This is a genomic window from Ruegeria sp. CG1, assembly GCF_056537265.1.
On record NZ_JBQFRF010000001.1, the window covers coordinates 1,048,539 to 1,068,450 of the forward strand.

The 19,912-nt window shown below is 58.7% G+C and carries 19 protein-coding genes and 1 riboswitch; of the genes, 11 read left to right on the forward strand and 8 right to left on the reverse strand.

The features are described 5' to 3' along the window. Positions 1–42 precede the first annotated feature (42 nt). The 5 genes from ACR0AU_RS05235 to metZ all read right to left on the reverse strand — a co-directional run bounded on the left by ACR0AU_RS05235 (position 43) and on the right by metZ (position 6,641). Positions 43–1,617, reverse strand: coding sequence for a thiamine pyrophosphate-binding protein (locus ACR0AU_RS05235; protein WP_480795369.1), 1,575 nt, complete (start codon positions 1,615–1,617; stop codon positions 43–45). Next, positions 1,617–3,065 (reverse strand): TrkH family potassium uptake protein, encoded by a 1,449-nt coding sequence (locus tag ACR0AU_RS05240; RefSeq protein WP_170393516.1) that lies wholly within the window; start codon positions 3,063–3,065, stop codon positions 1,617–1,619. The genes ACR0AU_RS05235 and ACR0AU_RS05240 overlap by 1 nt, the downstream gene beginning before the upstream one ends. A 51-nt stretch (positions 3,066–3,116) precedes the next feature. Beyond that, a complete protein-coding gene (locus ACR0AU_RS05245; protein WP_170610128.1) occupies positions 3,117–3,884 on the reverse strand; it encodes a hypothetical protein in 768 nt (255 codons plus the stop codon). Positions 3,885–4,165: 281 nt separating this feature from the next. Then, the gene (gene folE2, locus ACR0AU_RS05250; RefSeq protein WP_170511035.1) at positions 4,166–5,269 is read right to left on the reverse strand and encodes a GTP cyclohydrolase FolE2; all 1,104 of its coding nucleotides are present in this window, start codon (positions 5,267–5,269) and stop codon (positions 4,166–4,168) included. A gap of 181 nt (positions 5,270–5,450) precedes the next feature. After that, entirely contained in the window at positions 5,451–6,641 is a 1,191-nt protein-coding gene (gene metZ, locus ACR0AU_RS05255) for an O-succinylhomoserine sulfhydrylase (protein ID WP_480795370.1), read from the reverse strand. A gap of 62 nt (positions 6,642–6,703) precedes the next feature. Then, a riboswitch (SAM riboswitch) is annotated at positions 6,704–6,781 on the reverse strand. Between the two features lie 130 nt (positions 6,782–6,911). Here metZ and ACR0AU_RS05260 point away from each other — a divergent pair. The 4 genes from ACR0AU_RS05260 (at position 6,912) to ACR0AU_RS05275 (ending at position 9,846) form a co-directional block, all read left to right on the forward strand. After that, on the forward strand, positions 6,912–7,601 hold the full coding sequence (locus tag ACR0AU_RS05260; protein ID WP_480795371.1) for a glutathione S-transferase N-terminal domain-containing protein: 690 nt from the start codon (positions 6,912–6,914) through the stop codon (positions 7,599–7,601). 113 nt (positions 7,602–7,714) lie between these two features. Then, positions 7,715–8,548: a TPM domain-containing protein gene (locus tag ACR0AU_RS05265; RefSeq protein ID WP_170662179.1), complete on the forward strand. Its 834-nt coding sequence runs from the start codon at positions 7,715–7,717 to the stop codon at positions 8,546–8,548. A 183-nt stretch (positions 8,549–8,731) separates the two neighbouring features. Then, entirely contained in the window at positions 8,732–9,055 is a 324-nt protein-coding gene (locus tag ACR0AU_RS05270) for a 2Fe-2S iron-sulfur cluster-binding protein (protein ID WP_170404961.1), read from the forward strand. After that, positions 9,055–9,846, forward strand: a complete 792-nt coding sequence (locus ACR0AU_RS05275) for an FG-GAP repeat domain-containing protein (RefSeq protein WP_170731872.1) — start codon at positions 9,055–9,057, stop codon at positions 9,844–9,846. Before ACR0AU_RS05270 ends, ACR0AU_RS05275 begins: the two co-directional genes overlap by 1 nt. A gap of 94 nt (positions 9,847–9,940) precedes the next feature. Here ACR0AU_RS05275 and purD read toward each other — a convergent pair whose 3' ends face one another. Continuing rightward, positions 9,941–11,203 carry a phosphoribosylamine--glycine ligase gene (purD, locus tag ACR0AU_RS05280; protein ID WP_170776129.1) on the reverse strand — a complete coding sequence of 421 codons (1,263 nt, stop codon included), beginning with the start codon at positions 11,201–11,203 and terminating at the stop codon, positions 9,941–9,943. Positions 11,204–11,277: 74 nt separating this feature from the next. Between purD and xseA the strand changes: the two genes are divergently transcribed. Both xseA and ACR0AU_RS05290 read left to right on the forward strand, forming a co-directional pair. After that, positions 11,278–12,762, forward strand: a complete 1,485-nt coding sequence (gene xseA / locus ACR0AU_RS05285) for an exodeoxyribonuclease VII large subunit (RefSeq protein ID WP_170731869.1) — start codon at positions 11,278–11,280, stop codon at positions 12,760–12,762. 3 nt (positions 12,763–12,765) lie between these two features. After that, positions 12,766–13,284, forward strand: coding sequence for a glutathione S-transferase family protein (locus ACR0AU_RS05290; protein ID WP_480795372.1), 519 nt, complete (start codon positions 12,766–12,768; stop codon positions 13,282–13,284). A 119-nt stretch (positions 13,285–13,403) separates the two neighbouring features. On the opposite strand, the gene ACR0AU_RS05295 is transcribed toward ACR0AU_RS05290, so the two are convergent. Further along, positions 13,404–13,799, reverse strand: a complete 396-nt coding sequence (locus ACR0AU_RS05295; protein ID WP_170393540.1) for a hypothetical protein — start codon at positions 13,797–13,799, stop codon at positions 13,404–13,406. A 141-nt stretch (positions 13,800–13,940) separates the two neighbouring features. On the opposite strand from ACR0AU_RS05295, the gene ACR0AU_RS05300 reads away from it, so the two are divergent. The 5 genes from ACR0AU_RS05300 to ACR0AU_RS05320 all read left to right on the forward strand — a co-directional run bounded on the left by ACR0AU_RS05300 (position 13,941) and on the right by ACR0AU_RS05320 (position 18,168). Continuing rightward, on the forward strand, positions 13,941–14,579 hold the full coding sequence (locus tag ACR0AU_RS05300) for a lysoplasmalogenase (RefSeq protein ID WP_170731866.1): 639 nt from the start codon (positions 13,941–13,943) through the stop codon (positions 14,577–14,579). Positions 14,580–14,637: 58 nt separating this feature from the next. Beyond that, on the forward strand, positions 14,638–15,777 hold the full coding sequence (ftsY, locus tag ACR0AU_RS05305; RefSeq protein WP_480795373.1) for a signal recognition particle-docking protein FtsY: 1,140 nt from the start codon (positions 14,638–14,640) through the stop codon (positions 15,775–15,777). 88 nt (positions 15,778–15,865) lie between these two features. Beyond that, positions 15,866–16,768: a DMT family transporter gene (locus ACR0AU_RS05310; protein ID WP_170393546.1), complete on the forward strand. Its 903-nt coding sequence runs from the start codon at positions 15,866–15,868 to the stop codon at positions 16,766–16,768. Between the two features lie 16 nt (positions 16,769–16,784). Then, complete coding sequence (locus tag ACR0AU_RS05315; protein WP_170393548.1) at positions 16,785–17,390, forward strand: inner membrane-spanning protein YciB; 606 nt, start codon at positions 16,785–16,787, stop codon at positions 17,388–17,390. 109 nt (positions 17,391–17,499) lie between these two features. Then, positions 17,500–18,168 (forward strand): Crp/Fnr family transcriptional regulator, encoded by a 669-nt coding sequence (locus ACR0AU_RS05320; RefSeq protein ID WP_170393550.1) that lies wholly within the window; start codon positions 17,500–17,502, stop codon positions 18,166–18,168. 229 nt (positions 18,169–18,397) lie between these two features. Here the strand turns inward: ACR0AU_RS05320 and ACR0AU_RS05325 are convergent, their stop codons facing one another. Next, on the reverse strand, positions 18,398–19,840 hold the full coding sequence (locus ACR0AU_RS05325; RefSeq protein ID WP_480795402.1) for a Do family serine endopeptidase: 1,443 nt from the start codon (positions 19,838–19,840) through the stop codon (positions 18,398–18,400). Positions 19,841–19,912 lie beyond the last annotated feature (72 nt).

Genomic DNA, 19,912 nt, shown 5'->3' on the forward strand with positions numbered 1-19,912 from the left:
GGAAAAGGCGCTGCACGAAGGTGCACGCCTTTTTTCATAGGTTTACAGGATATCCGGTGTGACCCGTATCAATGTGGGAACCTCGGCCTGAAAGGCGGCGCGCACTGCGGCCTGCATCTCATCCAGCGTCTTCGGTGCAGCTGACAGCGCCCCGAACGCCTCGGCCAGTTTGCAGAAATCCGGGTTTCGCGCGATCACCGCATTAGGCGCGATCTGTCCGCGCACCATGCTCTCTTCAATCTCTTTGAGTTTACCATTGTCCCACAGAATGATGGGTAGCGGCAGGCCGAGTTCGACAGCAACCCCAAGCTCTTGCATTGTGTAGTGAAAACCATAGTCACCCGCGATGACCGCTGTGGGTTTGCCCCGCCGTGCTACTGCACCACCGATCCCGGCTGGCAGGGCGTAACCCAGCGTGCCAAATCCAGTCGGGTGGTGCCAATGATAAGGAAAGCCCATGTCCCAGACTTCTTTCGCGACATACGCGAATTGGGTCATGTCCGAATAAATCATCGTATCCAAGGGCATGGCCGCCCTGAGTGCATCGACCACAGGGACAATGCCCGGGCGCTCGGCATCTACCTCGGCCCGCCAGCGCGCGCGCGCCTCGCGCACCTCGTCCGCGGACCAACCAGCGGCTGGTTTTACCTGATCGGACACTGCCCACAGCGCATGCGCAAAACTCTCACCATCTGCCTGCAGTTTGACAGCCGCACGATGGTGGTCTGACAGCACTTGCGGGTCCAGATCAACACGCACCATAGTTGCGTTGTGGCCCAGATCATGGCGCCACAGATCAACCTCGCCCAGTTCAGCACCGACAACAACGACAAGATCAGCCGAGGCAATTACTTTGGCGCTGCCCGGTCGTGGCAGCATCGATCCGAAATCCAGCGGATAATCGGCTCCGGCCAGCCCGCGGCCGGCATATGTCGAGAAGCACGCCGCCCCCAACTGGGTAAGGATCTGTCGCCAAAGGTTAGACCGGCACCCGCCGCCTAATATGAACAAAGGCCGCTGCGCGATATTCAGCAGCGACAGAACCGGTGCCACATCCGGTGGAACAGTCTGGTTGCGCAAGGCAGGCTGGTTTGGAAAAGGTGCAGGCGCTGCCTCGGCCTCCAATTGCGCGATGGGTACCTGAATGTGTTTCGGTCGCGGGCGCGACAGCTCAAACTCTTCGAAGGCGCGCTCGATCAGACCATAGGCAGCCTGGGCATTGTTCGCCTGACAGGACCAGTCTGTAACTGTCTCGGCCGCAGCGCGCTGATCCTTCATCTGATGCAATTGGCCACGCAGCGCTTGTGTCTCTTCAAGGCAAGAAGACAACACCAGCATCGGCACTGAATCCGAATAAGCCTGCCCCATCGGCGTCATGATGTTGCACAGGCCCGGTCCGGTGATCACATAGGCCACCCCTGGCTTGCCAGACGCGCGGGCATATCCATCGGCCATGAAACCGGCCCCCTGCTCGTGCCGGGCCAGAACATGCGTGATCCCGGCCTCTTCGATACCGCGATACATCTCCTGATTATGCACGCCCGGTATGCCAAAGATCACGTCAACGCCACGATCCTTAAGCATGTGCGAGATCTGCGCCCCAAGGGGTCGTTTCATTAGCCTCTCCAGAATTGAACGGTAAAGATTGCGTAGACAGCCAGCAGTTCAAGGCGTCCGACCAGCATCCCAATCGTCAGCAGCCACTTGGCACCGTCATTCAGCCCCGCAAAGTTGCCTGCTGGCCCGATCTGTTCCCCCAGTCCCGGCCCCACATTAGCCAGTGCCGTCGCGGCCCCCGATACCGAGGTGATAAAGTCCAACCCAGTCAGGGCCAGCGCCCACGACAGAACCCCCATCGATAGTGCAAAGAACATGAAGAAACTCATGACCGAGGTCAGCACGTCGCGACTGATCGGTCGTCCATCATAGCGCGGCACGAACACACCATGCGGCGAACGAATTCGGCTGAGCTGGGTTTTAATCGACGCAAACAGCAATTGATAGCGGAACACCTTGATCGAACACGCGGTGGACCCCGCGCAACCGCCAATCAATCCGATCAGGAAGAACAACATGACCGGGAAACTGCCCCAGCCCATATAGTCGACACTCGCGTACCCGGTGCCCGAAATGATCGATGTGATGTTGAACAGCGACTCGCGGAATGCCTGCTCCCAATGGTGCGGAAAGACCGAAGTCAGGAAGATCGACATGATCACAACCAGAACCACGATGGTTGCCAGAAACGCCCGAATCTGGCTGTCTTTCCACAACGAGCTTGTGTGACCATTGGCCAATTGCACATACCGCACAAATGGCAGCGCCGCGAGGATCATGAAGATGGCAGCGGCATATTCCAGAGGTCCCGAAAACCGGGCGAAAGAGCTGTCATAGTTTGAAAACCCGCCCGTCGCGATTGTGGTCATGGCATGTACGACGGCGTCAAAAAAGCTCATGCCGAAACCGGCATAGACCAATGCGCAGACCACCGTCAGAAATACGTAGATCAAGGAAATCTGCCCGGCGATCTCTTGCGCACGGGGCAGAATTTTTCCCATGGTTTCAAACCCTTCCGAGCGGAAGATCTGCATCCCGCCAACGCGCAGCTCGGGTAGGAACACCATCGCCACGACGATGATTCCGATGCCCCCCAACCATTGCAAAACGCCCCGCCAGAGCAACAAGCCCTGTGGCAATTCGTCGAGCCCCGAGATCACAGTTGAACCTGTGGTGGTCAGCCCCGACATCGCCTCAAAATAGGCATCGACGAAACGCAGTTCAGTTTCGCCGAACAGAAAAGGAATTGCGCCAAAAACCGGCAACGCCACCCAGACACCCGAGGTCAGCAAAAAGGTCTGACGGATGGTCAGACCTTCGCCCACCCCGTTGGAACAACTCATCGCAAGAACACTGCCGGTCAGCAGTGTGATGACCGCGCTTTCAAAGAAAACATGCCACTCGCCCCGCCCCTCGATCATGTCGACAAGCATGGGCAGCAGCATGGTCGCCCCTAGAATGGCGACCAGCAGGCCAATCACATATCCGACCGGGCGAAGATCCATCATGACGGGCAGCGTTGGCGCGCCAGCCCGACGGTGTCAAGCAGATGATCCGTGTTAACTGTCGGATTTTATCTCAACGCCCGGCATCGCGGGTGGCTTCGACGGGGCGCGTGCACGACGCGGTGCTGGTTTGGCCTGCTCAGCCGACGCAGCTGCGGGTTTCTTCGTCGCAGGTTTTGCAGCGGCAGGTTTCGAAGCCGCTTTGGCCTGAGGCGCAGCTTTTGCCGGAGCGGGCTTGGCTGGAGCGGGCTTAGCTGCCGCAGGTGCCTTGGGCGCCGCTTTTGCCGTGTTTGCTGATGCTTTCGGCGCTGCGGCTGCCGGTTGTGCCTTGGCTTGTGCTGAAGATTTGAACTCCGCAACCGGCTTGGCCGCCGTTGATACTGGCTTGGCCGCTTTCGAGGCGGATTTCGCAGATACGTTGGCCTTCGCCGGTGCTGCTTTCACAGCCGTTTTGGCGTCCGGGGCCGCCTTGGGTGCAGCGGCCGCAACCTTAGGAGCCGCCGTTTTCGGCGCAGGTGCCGCCGCAGGCTTAGCCGCCGCCTTTGGCTTTGGTGCTGCTTTGGGTTTCGGCGCGGCTTTAGGCTTTGCTGCAACCTTGGCTTTTGCAGCCGGTCTTGCTGGCTTTCGCGTTGCTAGGGTCGCCGCTTTGCGGGCAACCGGTGCGGGTGCCTCGGCTGTCTTCAGTCCGTGCAGAGGTACCATCGGCAGATCAAAGGCCGCGCGCGTCATGATCTGCATGATCTCCATCTGACTGGCCATTGCGTAACCGGCCATCCGGATGGCCGCTGCCTGAAACTCAAGCGGTTGAGTAATCGGATTCATTGCATGTCTCTCCTGATAAAACCGAGGCAGCGGGTAGATGAGTAAAGGACCCCGCCCGCCCCAATCGTCCGGGCGGATTTGCAGGTTGGCGGTCCAAGGCGTTGCACGTCCCGGTTTCCTTTCGGGCTGCGCGTCCCGGTTTTTACGGATGCGCAGCAGCTGCACTCGGGGACAATCTAGCGCAATTCAAGGTGCAGATGCAGCATTTCTTGCTGCAATGCGGCAAAAAAGCGCCCATGCAGGATTTTTGACTGTTTTTCCAGCAGCTTCCGCAGGGTCAATCAGCCCACATGAAACAGCGTCGTGAACAAACGCGGGTCCAGGCTCGCGGATTCGAAGGTTGGACCTTCGGTCAGAATCGAGACCGCATCATGGCTGTGCAGGCTTTCCTGATGGCTGGCGATCACACGGAAATCGCCGACATGATGATCGGCCTGCAGCTCGGCGCAGAACAGACGCGCGGCATCTTCCACGAATATGGGATTGGCAGCGTTCAGTTCGGCAAAGGCCTGTTCATCTTCGCGCTTGACCATCACCTGAGTTTCGGTTGGCACCGCGCGGCGGCACAGCGCGATCAGATCTTCGAACCACAGACAATCGGCGTTGCAATCGATAACCACCGAAATCCGCGCCACCGAGCGCTGGGAATGCGGCGTCGCCAACTGCCCGCGGGTTGCGCGCGCGTGTTCGCTCAGTTCCAATGAACAGGGGCATGTGGACGAATAGACATAGTCCAGATGCATAATCTTCAGACGTTCTCCGCCTTGATCAACCAGTTCCAGCGCGATGTCGTAATACTGGTATCCGGACAAGCCCGAACGCAGGCTCTCAATCCGATCGGGATAGGAAAACCGCATCTGTATGCGCGCATCCAAACTATCCAGATCAGTCAGATAGTCGTTCAGCGCTGCCTCCATCACCTCAAAACTAAAGGTGCGCTCGGCGTGCTTGTAGAAGGACCGCATGATCCGAGACATGTTGATGCCCTTCTTCTCGGCCTCAAGGCTGACAGACCCGGTGACCGAGGTCTCAAGTGTCAGCTCGGCACCACTTTTGCGATGGAACCGGATCGGCAGACGGAAATTCGAGATGCCGACATGCTGGATCTGCTGCATCGAACCCCGGATCAGGCTGGACGGACCGTTTTGCAGATCCGGCAATGTGGCCTTGTAGGCTGCATCCGCCTCGAACCCTTGGGGATATTCGCGCGACAGGGCTGGATAGTTTGACGGCAACAGCCCCGGGACAAGCTGCGCAATGGCCGGGTCCAGTTGACTGATCTCGGCCGCCGAGGCTGATTTCGCCCATTCGCGCAGCACCTTGAGCGCTGCTGCGGCCTGATCGTGATCGGGTGTCTCGTTGATGTCGCGCGGATGAATGTTCATTGGCACGGATCCCTTGCTAGGCCGACGGTTATATACCACCGAGGTTTAATTACCAGTCCTGAACGATACGCGCGGAATAGCAGTCCGGATCGAAATTCGAGGCAAGAAATCGTCATTTTACAACCAAATGCGCCGGATCAGGCGGATCACATCCGCCTGATGATGCATTCCCGGCGCAACACTAGCCCTGAGATACGTCTAGCGCGCGCTGGATATCCGCAAGCAAATCATCGGCATCTTCCAGCCCCACCGAAAGGCGGATCAGGCCCGGCGTGATACCCAACTCATCGCGTTGTTCGTCGCTCAGACGCTGGTGCGTTGTGGTGGCCGGGTGGGTTGCGATCGACTTGGCATCGCCTAAATTATTCGAGATCACAGGGATCGTCAGCGCATTCAGGAAAGCAAACGCCGCCGCTTTGCCGCCCTTGATGTCCAGCGATAGAACCGTGCCGCCCTTGCCGCCCAGCTGCTCTTGCACCAACGCGTTTTGCGCATGGGTTCTCAGCCCGGGATACAGTGTCCGCTCCAGTGCAGAATGCCCTTCTAAAGCTTCTGCAATCTTCTGCGCGCTGTCGGCTTGGGCGTTTACGCGCAGGGCCATGGTTTCAAGACCTTTGACCATGATCCAAGCGCTGAACGGGCTAAGCGCACCGCCGGTGTGCTTCATGTAAGGCTCGACCGTGCCACGAATAAATTCCTTGGTGCCGATGATCACGCCGCCCAGCGCCCGGCCCTGCCCGTCGATATGCTTGGTCGCCGAATAGACCACCACGTCGGCTCCCTGTTCGATCGCGCGCGAGAACACGGGTGTCGAGAACACGTTGTCCACGATTACAACCGCACCCACCGCATGGGCCAGCCTCGACACGGACGTGATGTCGATCACTTCAAGCGTCGGGTTCGACATGGATTCAAAAAACACTGCCTTGGTGTCAGGCCGGATCGCGGCCTCCCACGCGTCCAGATCGGTGCCGTCTACAAAGGTCACCTCAACGCCATAACGCGTCAGGATGTTTTCAAGGATATACAGACAGGACCCAAAAAGCGCCTTGGCTGAAACCACATGGTCGCCCGCCTGCAGCATCGAAGTCAGCGCACCGTTCACAGCGGCCATACCTGAAGCGGTGGCAAACGCATCCTCGCCGCCTTCCAAAGCTGCGATACGCTGCTCGAACATCGACACGGTGGGGTTGCCGTAGCGGGCATAGATGAACTCATCCGGGCCGCTTTCAATAAACCGGGCCTCGGCCTGCTCGGCGTTATCGTAGACAAACCCCTGCGTCAGAAAGATCGACTCAGAAACCTCATTGTACTGACTGCGACGGATGCCGCCATGGACGGCTTGGGTGCGTTTGTTCCAGCTCTCGCTCATCTCATTCCTTTCAGCCCCGCATTGGAGGCAAACAAAAAACCCCAGACGCGGCCAAGCGAAAGGGGTCTTTCATCCTGACCTTTTAGCGGTGTTGTTTAACGTGGCCCGCAATCCGGTAACAAATCGCCACATGAATGAAGATGCGTTTACGCCCCGCCCCGGAACACGTCAAGCCCGACTGATCACCGGTCACGCTTTCGTAACACGGCCAGGCGCGCTCTTGCCGTTTGTGCAGAAAGCTTCATGATCGCCCAAACTCAAGGAGGCCCCATGATTGAACTCTATTTCTGGCCCACGCCCAACGGCTGGAAAGTGTCCATCGCTCTGGAAGAGATGGAGCTGCCCTACAAAACCCACCTGATCAACATCGGCAAGGGCGACCAGTTCGATCCCGAGTTTCTAAAGATCTCGCCTAACAACCGTATGCCCGCCATCGTCGACCCGGACGGCCCTGACGGCGCGCCTGTTTCGGTGTTCGAAAGCGGCGCGATCCTGATGTACCTCGCCCGCAAGACCGGGCGATTCTACGGCAATACCGAACGTGACAGGATCGCAGTCGAGGAATGGCTGATGTGGCAAATGGGCGGCGTAGGCCCGATGGCCGGCCAAGCGCATCACTTCCTTAAATACGCTCCACATCTAGACCCGCCACAAGACCATTCCTATCCGAAAGACCGCTATCGCAGTGAGGTCGGGCGTCTCTACGGCGTGCTCGACCGCAGGCTGGCCGAAAACGAATACGTCGCCGGCGATTTCTACTCCATCGCCGACATGTCGATCTGGGGCTGGGCCAGCCTATGGGAAGGCCAGCAACAGGTGCTTGAGGACAAACCGCATTTCACCCGCTGGCTGGACATGATGAGCGCCCGACCCAGCGTGCAGGCAGGCCGAGCCTTACATGCAGAACTGCGCGGGGATCATCGGGACCGGCAGTCGCAGGGGGTATTGTTCAGGCGGTAATTGTTACCGAAAACCATCTTCGGCATTTGACACACAACCTTCCAGGGTCGGGCCATATCCCGGTTGCTATTGTGTCGCTCGGTGATACGCTTCCGAAAAACACGCGGGCAGCCATGAGAATTGTTTTCGTCTTATTAATGATTTGGGCCAATACTGCATTTGGGCAAACTTATCCCGACTATCGAAGCACGACCGTCAACGACTTTGCCAATTTGCTCAGCCCGTTGGACGAGGAGGCACTTGCTGAGCAACTAGATGAGCTCAAACGCGAGACAGGGGTCGAAATGACCATCCTGACACTGCGCACTCAAGGCGACTATGCCGACGGTCTGACGCTCGAACAGTTTGCCACCGGGCTTTTTGACCACTGGGGGATCGGCGACGCTTCTCGAAACGATGGTGTGCTTGTGATGGTCTTACGGGATGACCGGGCTATGCGAATCGAGCTTGGCGCCGCCTATGGGCGCGACTGGGATCACGCCGCGGAACGCATTGTTGACACGCAATTCCTCCCGGCCTTCAAAGCAAACAATTATGCAATCGGGATCAAGGCCGGCACTACGGCTATCATAGATCAGATCATACAGCCTTTTCGCACTGGCGAGGCCGCGCCCGCCAAGAAAACAAATGATGATCTAGGTCTCTGGATATTTGGCCTCTTTGCCATGATGATTATGATGCTCAAAGGCCGCAATTTCATAAGTGATGGTCTGGTACGACTTCGAACCTGCCCAAAATGTGGGAACCGCAGTCTGCGCCAGAGGCGACGCATCACGCTCTCCGCAAGTACAACGAGGGCCGGTTCGGGTATTCGCCGGATCGAATGCCTAAAATGCGATTACGCTGAAGAAACCAGCTACTATATCCCTCAGGTTTCCCAAAGCTCTGGCGGGGGCGGTTTCGGCGGCGGTCGATCTGGTGGCGGGGGCGCGTCCGGGCGCTGGTAGCACTCATCAGGCAAATTCGTTTTCTCAGTGTTTCCCTACAATCGCGTCGCCAGGCACGCAAACTTAGCCTTACCAAAGCCGCAAAACTCCAAACACGGCATCCAGAGTCGCAATTGCCACTGGAATCACCTAATTCCCTTCACTAAGAAAGCTCTCGAACATCGCAAAAGGAAGACGCAAGCAATGGCAAAGATCACCTATGTCGAGCACAGCGGTACCGAACATACAGTCGACGTCGCCAACGGGCTGACGGTCATGGAAGGGGCCCGCGACAACAACATCCCCGGCATCGAGGCCGATTGCGGCGGCGCCTGCGCCTGCTCGACCTGCCACGTCTATATTCATCCTGACTGGGTCGAGAGAATCCCCGCCAAGGACGACATGGAAGAAGACATGCTGGACTTCGCCTATGAACCCGACCCGACCCGCTCGCGCCTGACCTGTCAGATCAAGGTCACCGACGCGCTGGATGGTCTGGTTGTGCAGATGCCCGAAAAGCAGATCTGATGCACCCTGATGCGCCGCGCCAGCCCAACCGCCTTTGGCACCGTCGGGCGCGCGGCGCTGTTCTGATGGTTTGCATTTGGCTAACGGGGAATATGCCCGCAGCCAGCGGCGAAACCAAAGTATCTGCTCGCTTCACGGAACCAACAACACGCTACGCCCATGGGGTGCTTGGCGACGCCATCGAATACGGTGCTTTGGAAATCGGCGTCGGTACAAGTCTTTCCTCGGCGGCGCGGCGAAAAGTCGATAGCTCCAAACGCTCGACCGTTACAATACGTCTGCCTGAAGACCGCGTATTCGAAGATCTTGCCCCACGCCTGGCCGATATCGATCAGGACGGGTTGCCCGAAGTCATCGTTGTAGAGACCCAGCAGCATACGGGTGCTCAACTGGCGATCTATGACGTCAATGGTCAAAAAATCGCCGCCACCCCCCATATCGGCACGCGCAACCGCTGGCTCGCCCCCATCGGTGCCGCCGATCTGGATGGTGATGGACATGTCGAGATCGCCTATGTCGACCGCCCACACCTTGCGAAAACTCTGCGCATCTGGCGTTACAAAGACGGTGAACTCATTGAAATCGCGACAATCCCTGGCCTTACCAATCACAGGATCGGAGAAGATTTTATTTCAGGCGGCCTGCGCCAATGCGAAACGCACCCTGAGCTGATCCTCGCCAGCGCCGACTGGTCGCGGATCATAGGCGTCTCGTACAGCAAAGGCTGGCGACAAAAAGACCTCGGACCACTCAACAGTCTCAAAGATCTGGCCAACGCACTAAAGTGCTGATCCGATCTTCATCTGGCCATAAATACCTCGGGGAGCGCGAGGGGCTGGCCCCTCGCCCCGAAATCATCAAGCCGGGCGCAGCCCGACTACTGAGTTAAAGCGCGCGCCAGCCGATGTCGCGACGGAAGAACCCTTCAGGCCAATCAACACCTTCAACCATGTCATACGCCCGGTCGCGTGCGTCTTTCAGCGTTTCCCCACGCGCAGTCACATTCAGAACGCGGCCACCCGCGGCCTGAACCTTGCCTTCAGCCGCTTTTGTCCCCGCGTGGAATACCATGTTGCTACTATCCTCGGCCAGATCGCCCAGGCCGTTGATCACAGTGCCTTTTTCATAAGAACCAGGATACCCCTTTGCCGCCATCACGACCGTGATGGCGTGATCGTCGGCCCAGTTCACCCGCGTCTCAGCCAAGCGACCCTCGGCCGCCGCGTGCATCAGGTCCATGGCCTGAGCGCCAAGGCGCATCATCAGTACCTGACATTCGGGATCTCCGAACCGCACGTTGTACTCCACCAACCTGGGCTGACCATCCTTGATCATCAAACCGGCGTAGAGCACACCCTGAAACGGTGTCCCGCGCCGCTTCATCTCGGCCACCGTCGGGCGCACGATCTGATCCATCGCAAGGGCCTCGATCTCGGCGCTCAGCACCGGGGCCGGAGAATAGGCGCCCATCCCCCCAGTGTTCAGCCCGGTATCGCCCTCGCCGACGCGCTTGTGATCCTGCGCTGTGCCGATCGACAGGATATCCTCTCCGTCACAGAGCACGAACAGAGACGCCTCCTCGCCCTCCATGAAATCCTCGATCACCACTTCGGCCCCCGCGCCACCAAAGGCTCCGCCGAACATGTCGTCAATCGCGTCCAGGGCGGTTTGCTCGTCCATCGCAACGATCACGCCCTTGCCGGCAGCCAGCCCATCGGCCTTGACCACAATCGGGGCCCCCTGCGCACGGATGTATTCCTTGGCGGGCTCAGCCTCGGTGAACCGGGCATAAGCCGCCGTCGGCGCGCCGGATGCGTCACAGATTTCCTTGGTGAAGCTTTTTGAGGCCTCCAGCCGCGCCGCTTCTGCCGAGGGCCCGAAAACCAGCACACCCGCTTCGCGCAGCCGGTCAGCGACCCCTGCGGCCAAAGGCGCTTCGGGGCCAACGATCACGAAATCAATCGCGTTTTCCTCGGCAAAGTTGACCACAGCACCGCCATTCTCAATGTCCACCGCCGCGCACTCTGCGATCTGGGCGATCCCAGCATTCCCCGGCGCCACAATCAGGCGATCACATTTGGGGTTTTGCATCACCGCCCAAGCCAGACTGTGCTCGCGTCCACCGCTGCCGAGAATGAGGATATTCATGAAACGCTCCGATCTGCTTGGCCTTGCCTGCGCGGCGTTCTAAGCTGCGCAGAGATTTGACACAAGGCGCTGAAATGTCCGACCTGCTAGATGACCCGATTCCGGGTCAGAACACCCCCGAATACACTGTCTCGGACATCTCAGGCGAGGTGAAGCGCACGCTCGAGGGCACCTTTGGCCGAATCCGTGTGCGTGGAGAAGTGGGCCGCGTGTTCAAGGCCCGTTCGGGTCATCTGTATTACGACATAAAGGACGACCGGAACGTGCTGGCCTGCACAACTTGGAAAGGGCAGATTTCTGGTCTTTCAGTTGTTCCCGAAGAAGGCCTCGAGGTTGTCGTCACCGGGCGCCTGACAGCTTTTGGAGCCCAGTCGAAATACAACCTGAATGTCGATGAAGTCGCCGTCGCCGGGCAAGGCGCGCTGATGGCATTGCTGGAAAAGCGCAAAAAGCAGCTCGAATCCGAAGGCTTGTTTGCGGCTGAACGCAAGAAACCCCTGCCCTACTTGCCGCAGATCATCGGCGTTGTCACTTCGCCCTCCGGTGCGGTGATCCGAGACATCTTGCATCGGCTGCGTGATCGGTTCCCGCGCAAAGTACTGATCTGGCCCGTCGCGGTTCAGGGGGCAAACTGTGCCCCCGAAGTGACCCGCGCCATCGAAGGCTTCAATCAACTCACACCGGGCGGGGCCCTCCCGCGACCCGACCTGATTATCATCGCGCGCGGCGGTGGGTCCATAGAAGACCTCTGGGGCTTCAACGAAGAAAGCGTCGCGCGCGCGACTGCAGCCTCAGAAATCCCGCTGATCTCGGCCGTCGGGCACGAGACGGACACCACCCTGATCGACTATGTCTCGGACCGCCGCGCGCCTACGCCAACCGCCGCTGCCGAACTTGCCGTACCGGTCCGCATGGAACTGCTGGCTTGGACCAACGAACAAGGGGCCCGCCTGTCGCGCGCCTCCACGGATGCCGTGCAACGCCGCAGCCAGCGTCTGCGCGACCTGTCCCGAGCCCTGCCCCGCCCCGATACACTGCTGGAAAGCCCGCGCCAAAGGCTCGACCAAATCTCGGAACGCCTGCCCAACGCGCTGATCCGGGGTGTTCAGAACCGCCGCGTCAAACTGCTGGACAGTGCGGCCCGCCTGCGCCCCTCGACCCTGCGCAGCTTTGTCGAAACCCGCCGCGATCGCTGGCGCAACCTGTCCTCACGCCTGTCACTGCGCCCGATCCAGCGCGAGCTGGAAACACAGCGCGACGCTCTGAATCGCCTATCCGAACGCCTGAACACCGGGCAATCCACGCGATTGGACCGCCTGCGCCAGCAGATGGACGCCACCGACCGCCTACGTGAAACGCTGAGCTACAAGGCGACGCTCGGGCGTGGCTACGCCGTCGTGCGCGCCGAAGGAGAGGTCATCACAACCAAAGCTCAAGCCTCCGGTCACGCTGTTCTTGAGATCGAATTCGCTGACGGTCGCCTCAGCACCGGGGCTGCGGGCAAGGCGCCACCCAAGAAATCCAAACAGGCACCTCCTGATCAGGGATCGTTGTTCTGACCGATGTTGACGATCTGGGGCCGTAAAACATCCTCGAACGTTCAGGCCCTAATGTGGTGCGTGGGTGAGCTTGGCCTAGAATACCAGCGTCACGATCTTGGCCATCGCTTCGGCGGGCTGGACACTGCAGCGTTTCGGGCACTGAACCCAAACAAAACCATCCCCGTCCTGCAAGATGGCGACAACCCACCGCTTTGGGAAACCGGCGCCATCCTGCGATATCTGGCCACCCAATATGGCGAACAGGCATTCTGGCCTTCAGATCCTGCCCGGCGCGCCACGATCGACAAATGGGCCGAATGGGCGAAACTCAACGTGGCGATGGCGTTTACCGTTCCGGTGTTCTGGCAAATTGTGCGAACACCCATTGAACAGCAGGACCAAACAGCGATCCATCGGGCCGTCAGCGATTTGGAAATCAAACTGGCAATCGCAGACAAGGAGCTGGACCAAAACACGTTCCTTGCGGGTGAGCATTTTACACTGGCGGATATACAGTTCGGCCACGTCCTTTACCGCTAATACGATATCGACATCGTCCGCGCACCGTTACCGCATTTGCGTCGATACTATGAACGGCTAACCGAAAGGCCCGCGTTTCAACATCACGTCATGCTGGACTATGAAGACCTGCGACCATTTCAGACCCCGACATCCGGTCCGTAGCACAACATCTCTTCGCCAATATCCTCGGCCTCGTACAACTCGGTCGCTGTCGGATCGCCCTCGAATTGTGCGATCAAACCGCCCCCGGATTGCCAGAAAACCCAGCATTGCGGCGCCAGTTGATCCTCATAGATGAAACAGATCTGATCTTCCTGCTCGTACCAAACTCCGTTCATGCAATTGCCATCCAGAAATGACCAGATGACTCGGCGGTCTGGCAGATACCGTTCGACTCCGTAGGCCTGCCCATCGAACCCGTAATACAAGGTTTTTCCACGCGTATACGCATCGAATTCAGACCCCGTCAGAGGCGACTGCGCCGCAACGGGCTGTGAGGCAAGGGTCAGCAGAATCAAGCAAATTCGGATCATGACCACACTGTGTCAGAAGCAGCCCACAAGTGCCATTCAACCTTTCCACATTGCGACGATCGGCAAGATAACTCCACGTCACGCCTTGATGCACCGCCGAGATCATGGCGATGATTGACTCAAAAACATCGGGGACGCACCATGACGACACTTCTTTTCTGGATTGCGGCGGCCTGCGCGCTGGCCTACCTGCTACTTACCGCGCGCCCGGCTGGCACCCTGCGTAGCATGCTGAAAACAGCATCGGTCGTGCTGCTGGCAGGCGTCGCCATACTGGCAAGCGCGCCATGGCTCCTGATCCTCGCCCTCACCTTCTGCGCGATAGGTGATGCCCTTCTGTCACGCGAAACCGACAGCACATTCATGGCAGGCATCGGTGCATTTGCTGCGGGGCATTTGGCCTATATCGCCTTGTTTATGACGAGCCCCAGCAGCAGCCCTGAACAGATCTTCGACCACCCCGCGATCTTCTGGTCCCTGATCATCCTGGGCATCGTTATGGCCACGCTGCTCACCCCCCGCGCCGGAGACCTCAAAATCCCCGTCCTCGCCTATATTCCAATCATCCTGGGCATGGGCATCACCGTTCTTGCCCTTCCCGAAACTGGAGCACTACGCTGGGCCCTTCCCGCCGCGATGGCCTTCATCGCCTCGGATCTGGCGCTTGCGACTGAAAAGTTCCTGCTACCTGCCAATCACCCGACCCTGAAGCTTACGCCCTATCTGGTCTGGCCGCTTTACTGGGCTGCCCAAGCCGGGTTTCTGATCGCCTTCACCTGACCCTTTGCAACTGCCTTCAATCCACATTAGGTGAGGGGAACACCTGCGGAGATCAAAAATGGCGTTTTTCTCAAAGCTCAAGGACAAGCTGTTCAAATCCTCATCGCGCCTCGAAGAGGGGCTGGATGCAATTGTCGAGGATGGCGGCGAGGAAACCCCAAATCCTGATCCGGTGATCCCCGAACCTGAGCCCGAACCGCAACCGGTTCCCGAAGTGCCGGAACCCACGCCCGCGCCCCAACCGGTCGAGCCTCCCGCTCCGATCCCGGCTGATCCCACACCGGCGCCTCCACCCCCAGAGGTTCCAGAATCCAAGGGTTTGATGGGTCGCCTGTTCGGCCGAAATGAATCCAAGACCGTTGTCCGCCGCACGCTGGATGACGACATGCTGGAGCAACTCGAAGAGCTTCTGATCGCCTCGGACATGGGCGTCGACACCGCCTTGCGCGTTACGTCCAACATGGCCGAGGGCCGCTTTGGTCGCAAACTCTCGACCCAGGAAATCAAACAGCTGCTGGCGCAGGAGGTTGCCCGCGTGATGGAACCCGTGGCCAAACCAATGCCGATCTACCCCAAACGCCCGCAAGTGGTGCTGGTTGTTGGCGTCAACGGTTCGGGCAAAACTACGACAATCGGTAAGCTTGCCAGCCAGTTCAAAGCCGCCGGCAAGAAAGTCGTCATCGCCGCCGGAGACACATTCCGCGCCGCCGCCGTCGAGCAGCTGCAGGTCTGGGGTGGCCGCGCAGGCGTTCCAGTGCTCACCGCCCCCGAAGGCTCCGACCCTGCTTCGCTGGCCTTTGATGCGCTGACCAAAGCGCAGAACGAAGGTGCCGACCTGCTGATGATCGACACAGCAGGCCGCCTGCAAAACCGCGCCGACCTGATGGAAGAGCTGTCCAAAATCGTCCGCGTCATCCGCAAGGTTGACGACACCGCACCGCACAACACTCTGCTGGTGCTGGACGCCACCACCGGGCAAAACGCCCTCAGTCAGGTCGAAACCTTCCGCAAACTGGCCGATGTCTCGGGCCTCGTGATGACCAAACTGGACGGCACAGCCAAAGGCGGCGTGCTGGTCGCCCTCGCCGACAAGTTCGGCCTTCCGATCCACGCCATTGGTGTCGGTGAGCAAATCGACGACCTCGCCCCGTTTGATCCCGAAGAATTCGCCGCCGCCCTGACGGGCTTACAATCCTGATCCGCCCCTTCATCTGGCCGAAAATACCTTCGGGGGGCGTGGGGGGCAGACAGCCCCCCACTCTCTCCGCCCAAGCGAAAGCCCCGATTTGAGCGACTGGCTGATCTCCCTCGAAGGCACCGAAGCAGGCCACCAACTCGCCCTCGCGCTCGCGCTGATGGCGGCCTTCCTGCATGCGGTTTTCGGTGCACTGCAAAAAGGCCGCCACGACCCGTGGATGTCGCGCGGGGCGATCGATGCCTGCTACTGCCTTATGGCGATGCCATTCGCCTTCTTTATCGTGCCATGGCCCGAACCTTACATGTGGCCGATCTTTGGCGTCGTCTGGCTGATCCATATCGGCTATAAAGTGCTGCAGGCGATGGCCTACACCAAAGGCTCCTATACCGTTGTCTATCCGGTCGTGCGCGGTACTGGCCCGCTCTTCACCGTGATCGGAGCCTATCTTTTGTTCGGTGAAACCTTCTCGGCCATCCAATGGCTTGGAGTCGCGACGCTTCTTGCGGGTATCTTCGGCCTTGCCGCCTATAACCTGCGCTACCTTGAGACTAATCGAGATACGCTGCAAATCGCGCTGGTGCTAGCGGTCGTCACGGGCCTCTTCGTGGCGCTCTATACGACCTATGATGCCTACGGTATCCGCGCTACGGCCGACCCGTTCACCTTCCTTGCGTGGTTCTTCATGATCGACGGGGCCGCGATGCCGATCTATGCTGCGCTCAGATACCGCGCAATGATCCACCGCCCTGCGCTTGGACCTCTGATGCTTCGCGGGTTCGCGGGCGGCATCATCGCGCCGATGTCCTTCGGTGCCATCATGCTCGCCACGCGACTGGACAAGGTCGGAGAGGCGGCGGTCCTGCGCGAAACCTCCACCGTTTTCGCAGCACTCATCGGCTGGCTGGTGCTGAAAGAAACTGTCGGCCCCAGACGCATTGCGTTGATGGCATTGATTGCACTCGGCGCAGTAATAGTTGAAATGGGCGGGTAAGCAGCAGGTTGGAATCATGGCAGAGAAAAAAGACATCAACCCATTCCTCAAACAGGTACTGGAACTTGGCCCCCCACTGGCTTTCTTCTTCATCTACCTGCGCCTGCGTGATGACAATTTCGTGATCGGCGGCACCGAGTATTCTGGGTTCATCGTCGCCACCATCCTGTTCGTTCCGCTGATGTTGGCCGCCATGGGCATCCTCTGGTACCTGACGGGCAAACTCAGCCGGATGCAGATTTTCACCGCATTCATGGTGATTTTCTTCGGCGGCCTCACCGCGTGGTTTAATGACGAGCGGTTTTTCAAGATGAAAACAACGCTGGTCTATGGCTTCTTTTCCGCCATCCTCGGGATCGGGCTTTTGCAGGGGAAATCCTACCTGGCATATGTTCTGGACGAGATGCTACCCATGCAGCACGAGGGCTGGATGATCCTCACCCGGCGTCTGTGTGCCTGTTTCGCAGTACTGGCCGCAGCCAATGAATTGGTCTGGCGCACGATGTCAACGGACCTATGGGTCAAGATCGAAACCTTCGGCTTTCCCATTGCCTTGATGGCGTTTCTGATGATGCAGTTCAACCTGCTGCAAAGCTATATGGATGATCCCGACAAGCAATAACTGTTCTTGCCCAAGCGTAACAAGCTAACAAAATTTCTTGGCTTAAGCTTGAAGCTGTGAAAAGTTGGGTCACCACCCGCACCACTCAACCCCGGAGATCAGCGCCCGAATGATGGCATTTCCCAACAGTGGATTCCTGTCCGAAGCCTCTGAAGAGCTGCGCACCATGCTGGCAGCCCAGGCCACCGAAGTCACATTGGATCGGGGCGATGTCCTGTTCGAGCAGGACGATGAAGGCGATGCGCTCTATGCCATTCTTTCCGGTGCGCTCGAAGTGTCATTTCTTGCGTCGAGCGGGCGCAAGCTTTCTCTCAGCATGATGCGCCCAGGTGAGGTGTTCGGGGAAATCGCGTTGTTCGATAGCGGTCCCCGCACCGCAACCGTAACAGCAGCTGAGCCCTCCAAAGTCCTGCGCGTTCGCCAGAAAGACATGATGGCGCAGATCCGGGAACATCCTGACCTTGCGGTGGATCTGATCCGCTTGGCCGGTCTTCGCATGCGTTATATGGGCGCTCAATTGAACGAGCAGGTATTCCTGCCGATGCCGATCCGACTGGCGCGCAAGCTTTTGCACCTGGCAGGACAACAGGACAGCCCAACGGCACGTATCACGCTTTCGCAAAGCGAATTGGCCGAATTTGTCGGTGCGACGCGTGAGGCAGTGTCAAAGACCATTTCGACATGGAAACGCGACAATGTCGTCGAAGCTTCGCGCGGCGGGCTGCAGATCCACGACTTTGACGCGCTGCGGCAACTGGCCGAATCCGATTTAATCTAAATTTTCGGCACAGATGTGATCCGCTTCACATACGCAGCTTTAAGATTGCCCTAAGGTCAATCCCGTTACCGTAGGAGGTCGGTTTTATCATCCCCGATATCTGTCCACCGACCTCTCCCTGTACAGAGCCATATGCCTTCCCCGGCATATGGCTTTTTTCTTAACGAAGTATGAAAAAGGCCGGGAAAATATCCCGACCTTCTAATTTCGGATCTGTTCGCTGAGTTTATTATTCTAGGCTCAGCGCTACGAACCGGGGTTCCCCGCCCCGCCGCACCAGCAGCAACAGAGATTTGCGTCCTGCTTCACGCGCCTCATCCATCCGCGTCTCCAGATCAGTGGTCGAAGTCACCTTCTGCTGCCCTGCCTCAGTGATAAGATCACCGGCGCGCAGACCCTTTTCAAAGGCTTCCGAGGATTCATCAACATTGGTCACCAACAATCCTTCGGCATCGGCATCCAGACCCAATTCCTCGCGCTGGCTATCCCCCAGCGGAGCGATGGTCAGGCCAAGAATATCCTTGTCATCCTCCGTCGGCGTTTCGGCTTCCGGCTCTTCACCGTTCTCGGCACGTTCGGCGTCTTCGCGGCGGCCCAGCGTCACCAGCACGGTCTGGGTGCCTCCATCACGGTGCACGACCACACGCACAGATTTGCCAACGGTGGTCTCTCCCACCTGCCGCACAAGGCCGCGTGTATCCTCGACCTCGACGCCATCAAAGCTGATGATCACGTCTCCGGCCAGCAGGCCCGCTTCTTTTGCCGGGCCGTCCGGTACATCGCTGATCAACGCACCTCCGGGTTTGTCCAGCCCCATCGCCTCGGCCATATCCTCGGTCACGTCCTGAATGCGCACGCCCAGCCAACCGCGGCGGGTCTCCCCGAACTCACGCAGTTGATCAACGACCTTGATCACCACGTTCGAAGCCATCGAGAAACCAATCCCGATCGAGCCACCATTGGGCGACAGGATCGCAGTATTTACGCCGATCACCTCGCCATTCATGTTAAACAGCGGCCCACCCGAGTTGCCCCGGTTGATCGCAGCATCGGTCTGGATGTAGTCATCATATGACCCGCTCAGTGCCCGATTCCGGGCCGAGATAATCCCTGCTGACACCGAAAAGCCTTGCCCCAGCGGGTTCCCCATCGCGATCACCCAATCGCCCACGCGGGCAATGTCGCTGTCACCGAACTGCACGTATTTCAGCGGCCCTTCCGCCTCGACTTTCAGCAGCGCGATGTCGGTCTTTTCGTCCCGGCCGATTACCTTGGCAACCAAATCTTTCGCGGGCTGGCCATCACCGGGAAAAAACTCGACCAATATCTCATCGGCTTCGGCAATCACGTGATTGTTGGTGACGATATAGCCGTCTTCCGAGATCACGAAGCCCGAGCCCAGCGCATTGCTGCGACGTGGACGATTTTCATTGTCCCCGCCATTGCGATCCTGAAACTCTCGGAAAAAGTCTTCGAATGGTGAGCCCTCAGGCACGATCCCTTGCGGGCCAGTCTGGCCTTCGATCAGTGTCGACGTGGTGATATTGACCACCGCAGGGCTAATCTGTTCAGCCAGCGGTGCCAGGCTATCACCCCGTGCCTGCGCGGACACAGATTGAGCCAAAACCAGCAGCACCCCCACTAAGGTCAGCCACATCAGCCGCATCTTCATAACAAAATCGTCCCGTCGGACGGACACACTGCGCGCCTTAGCCTGCACTTGGGGTCTCCTTGTTGACTAATT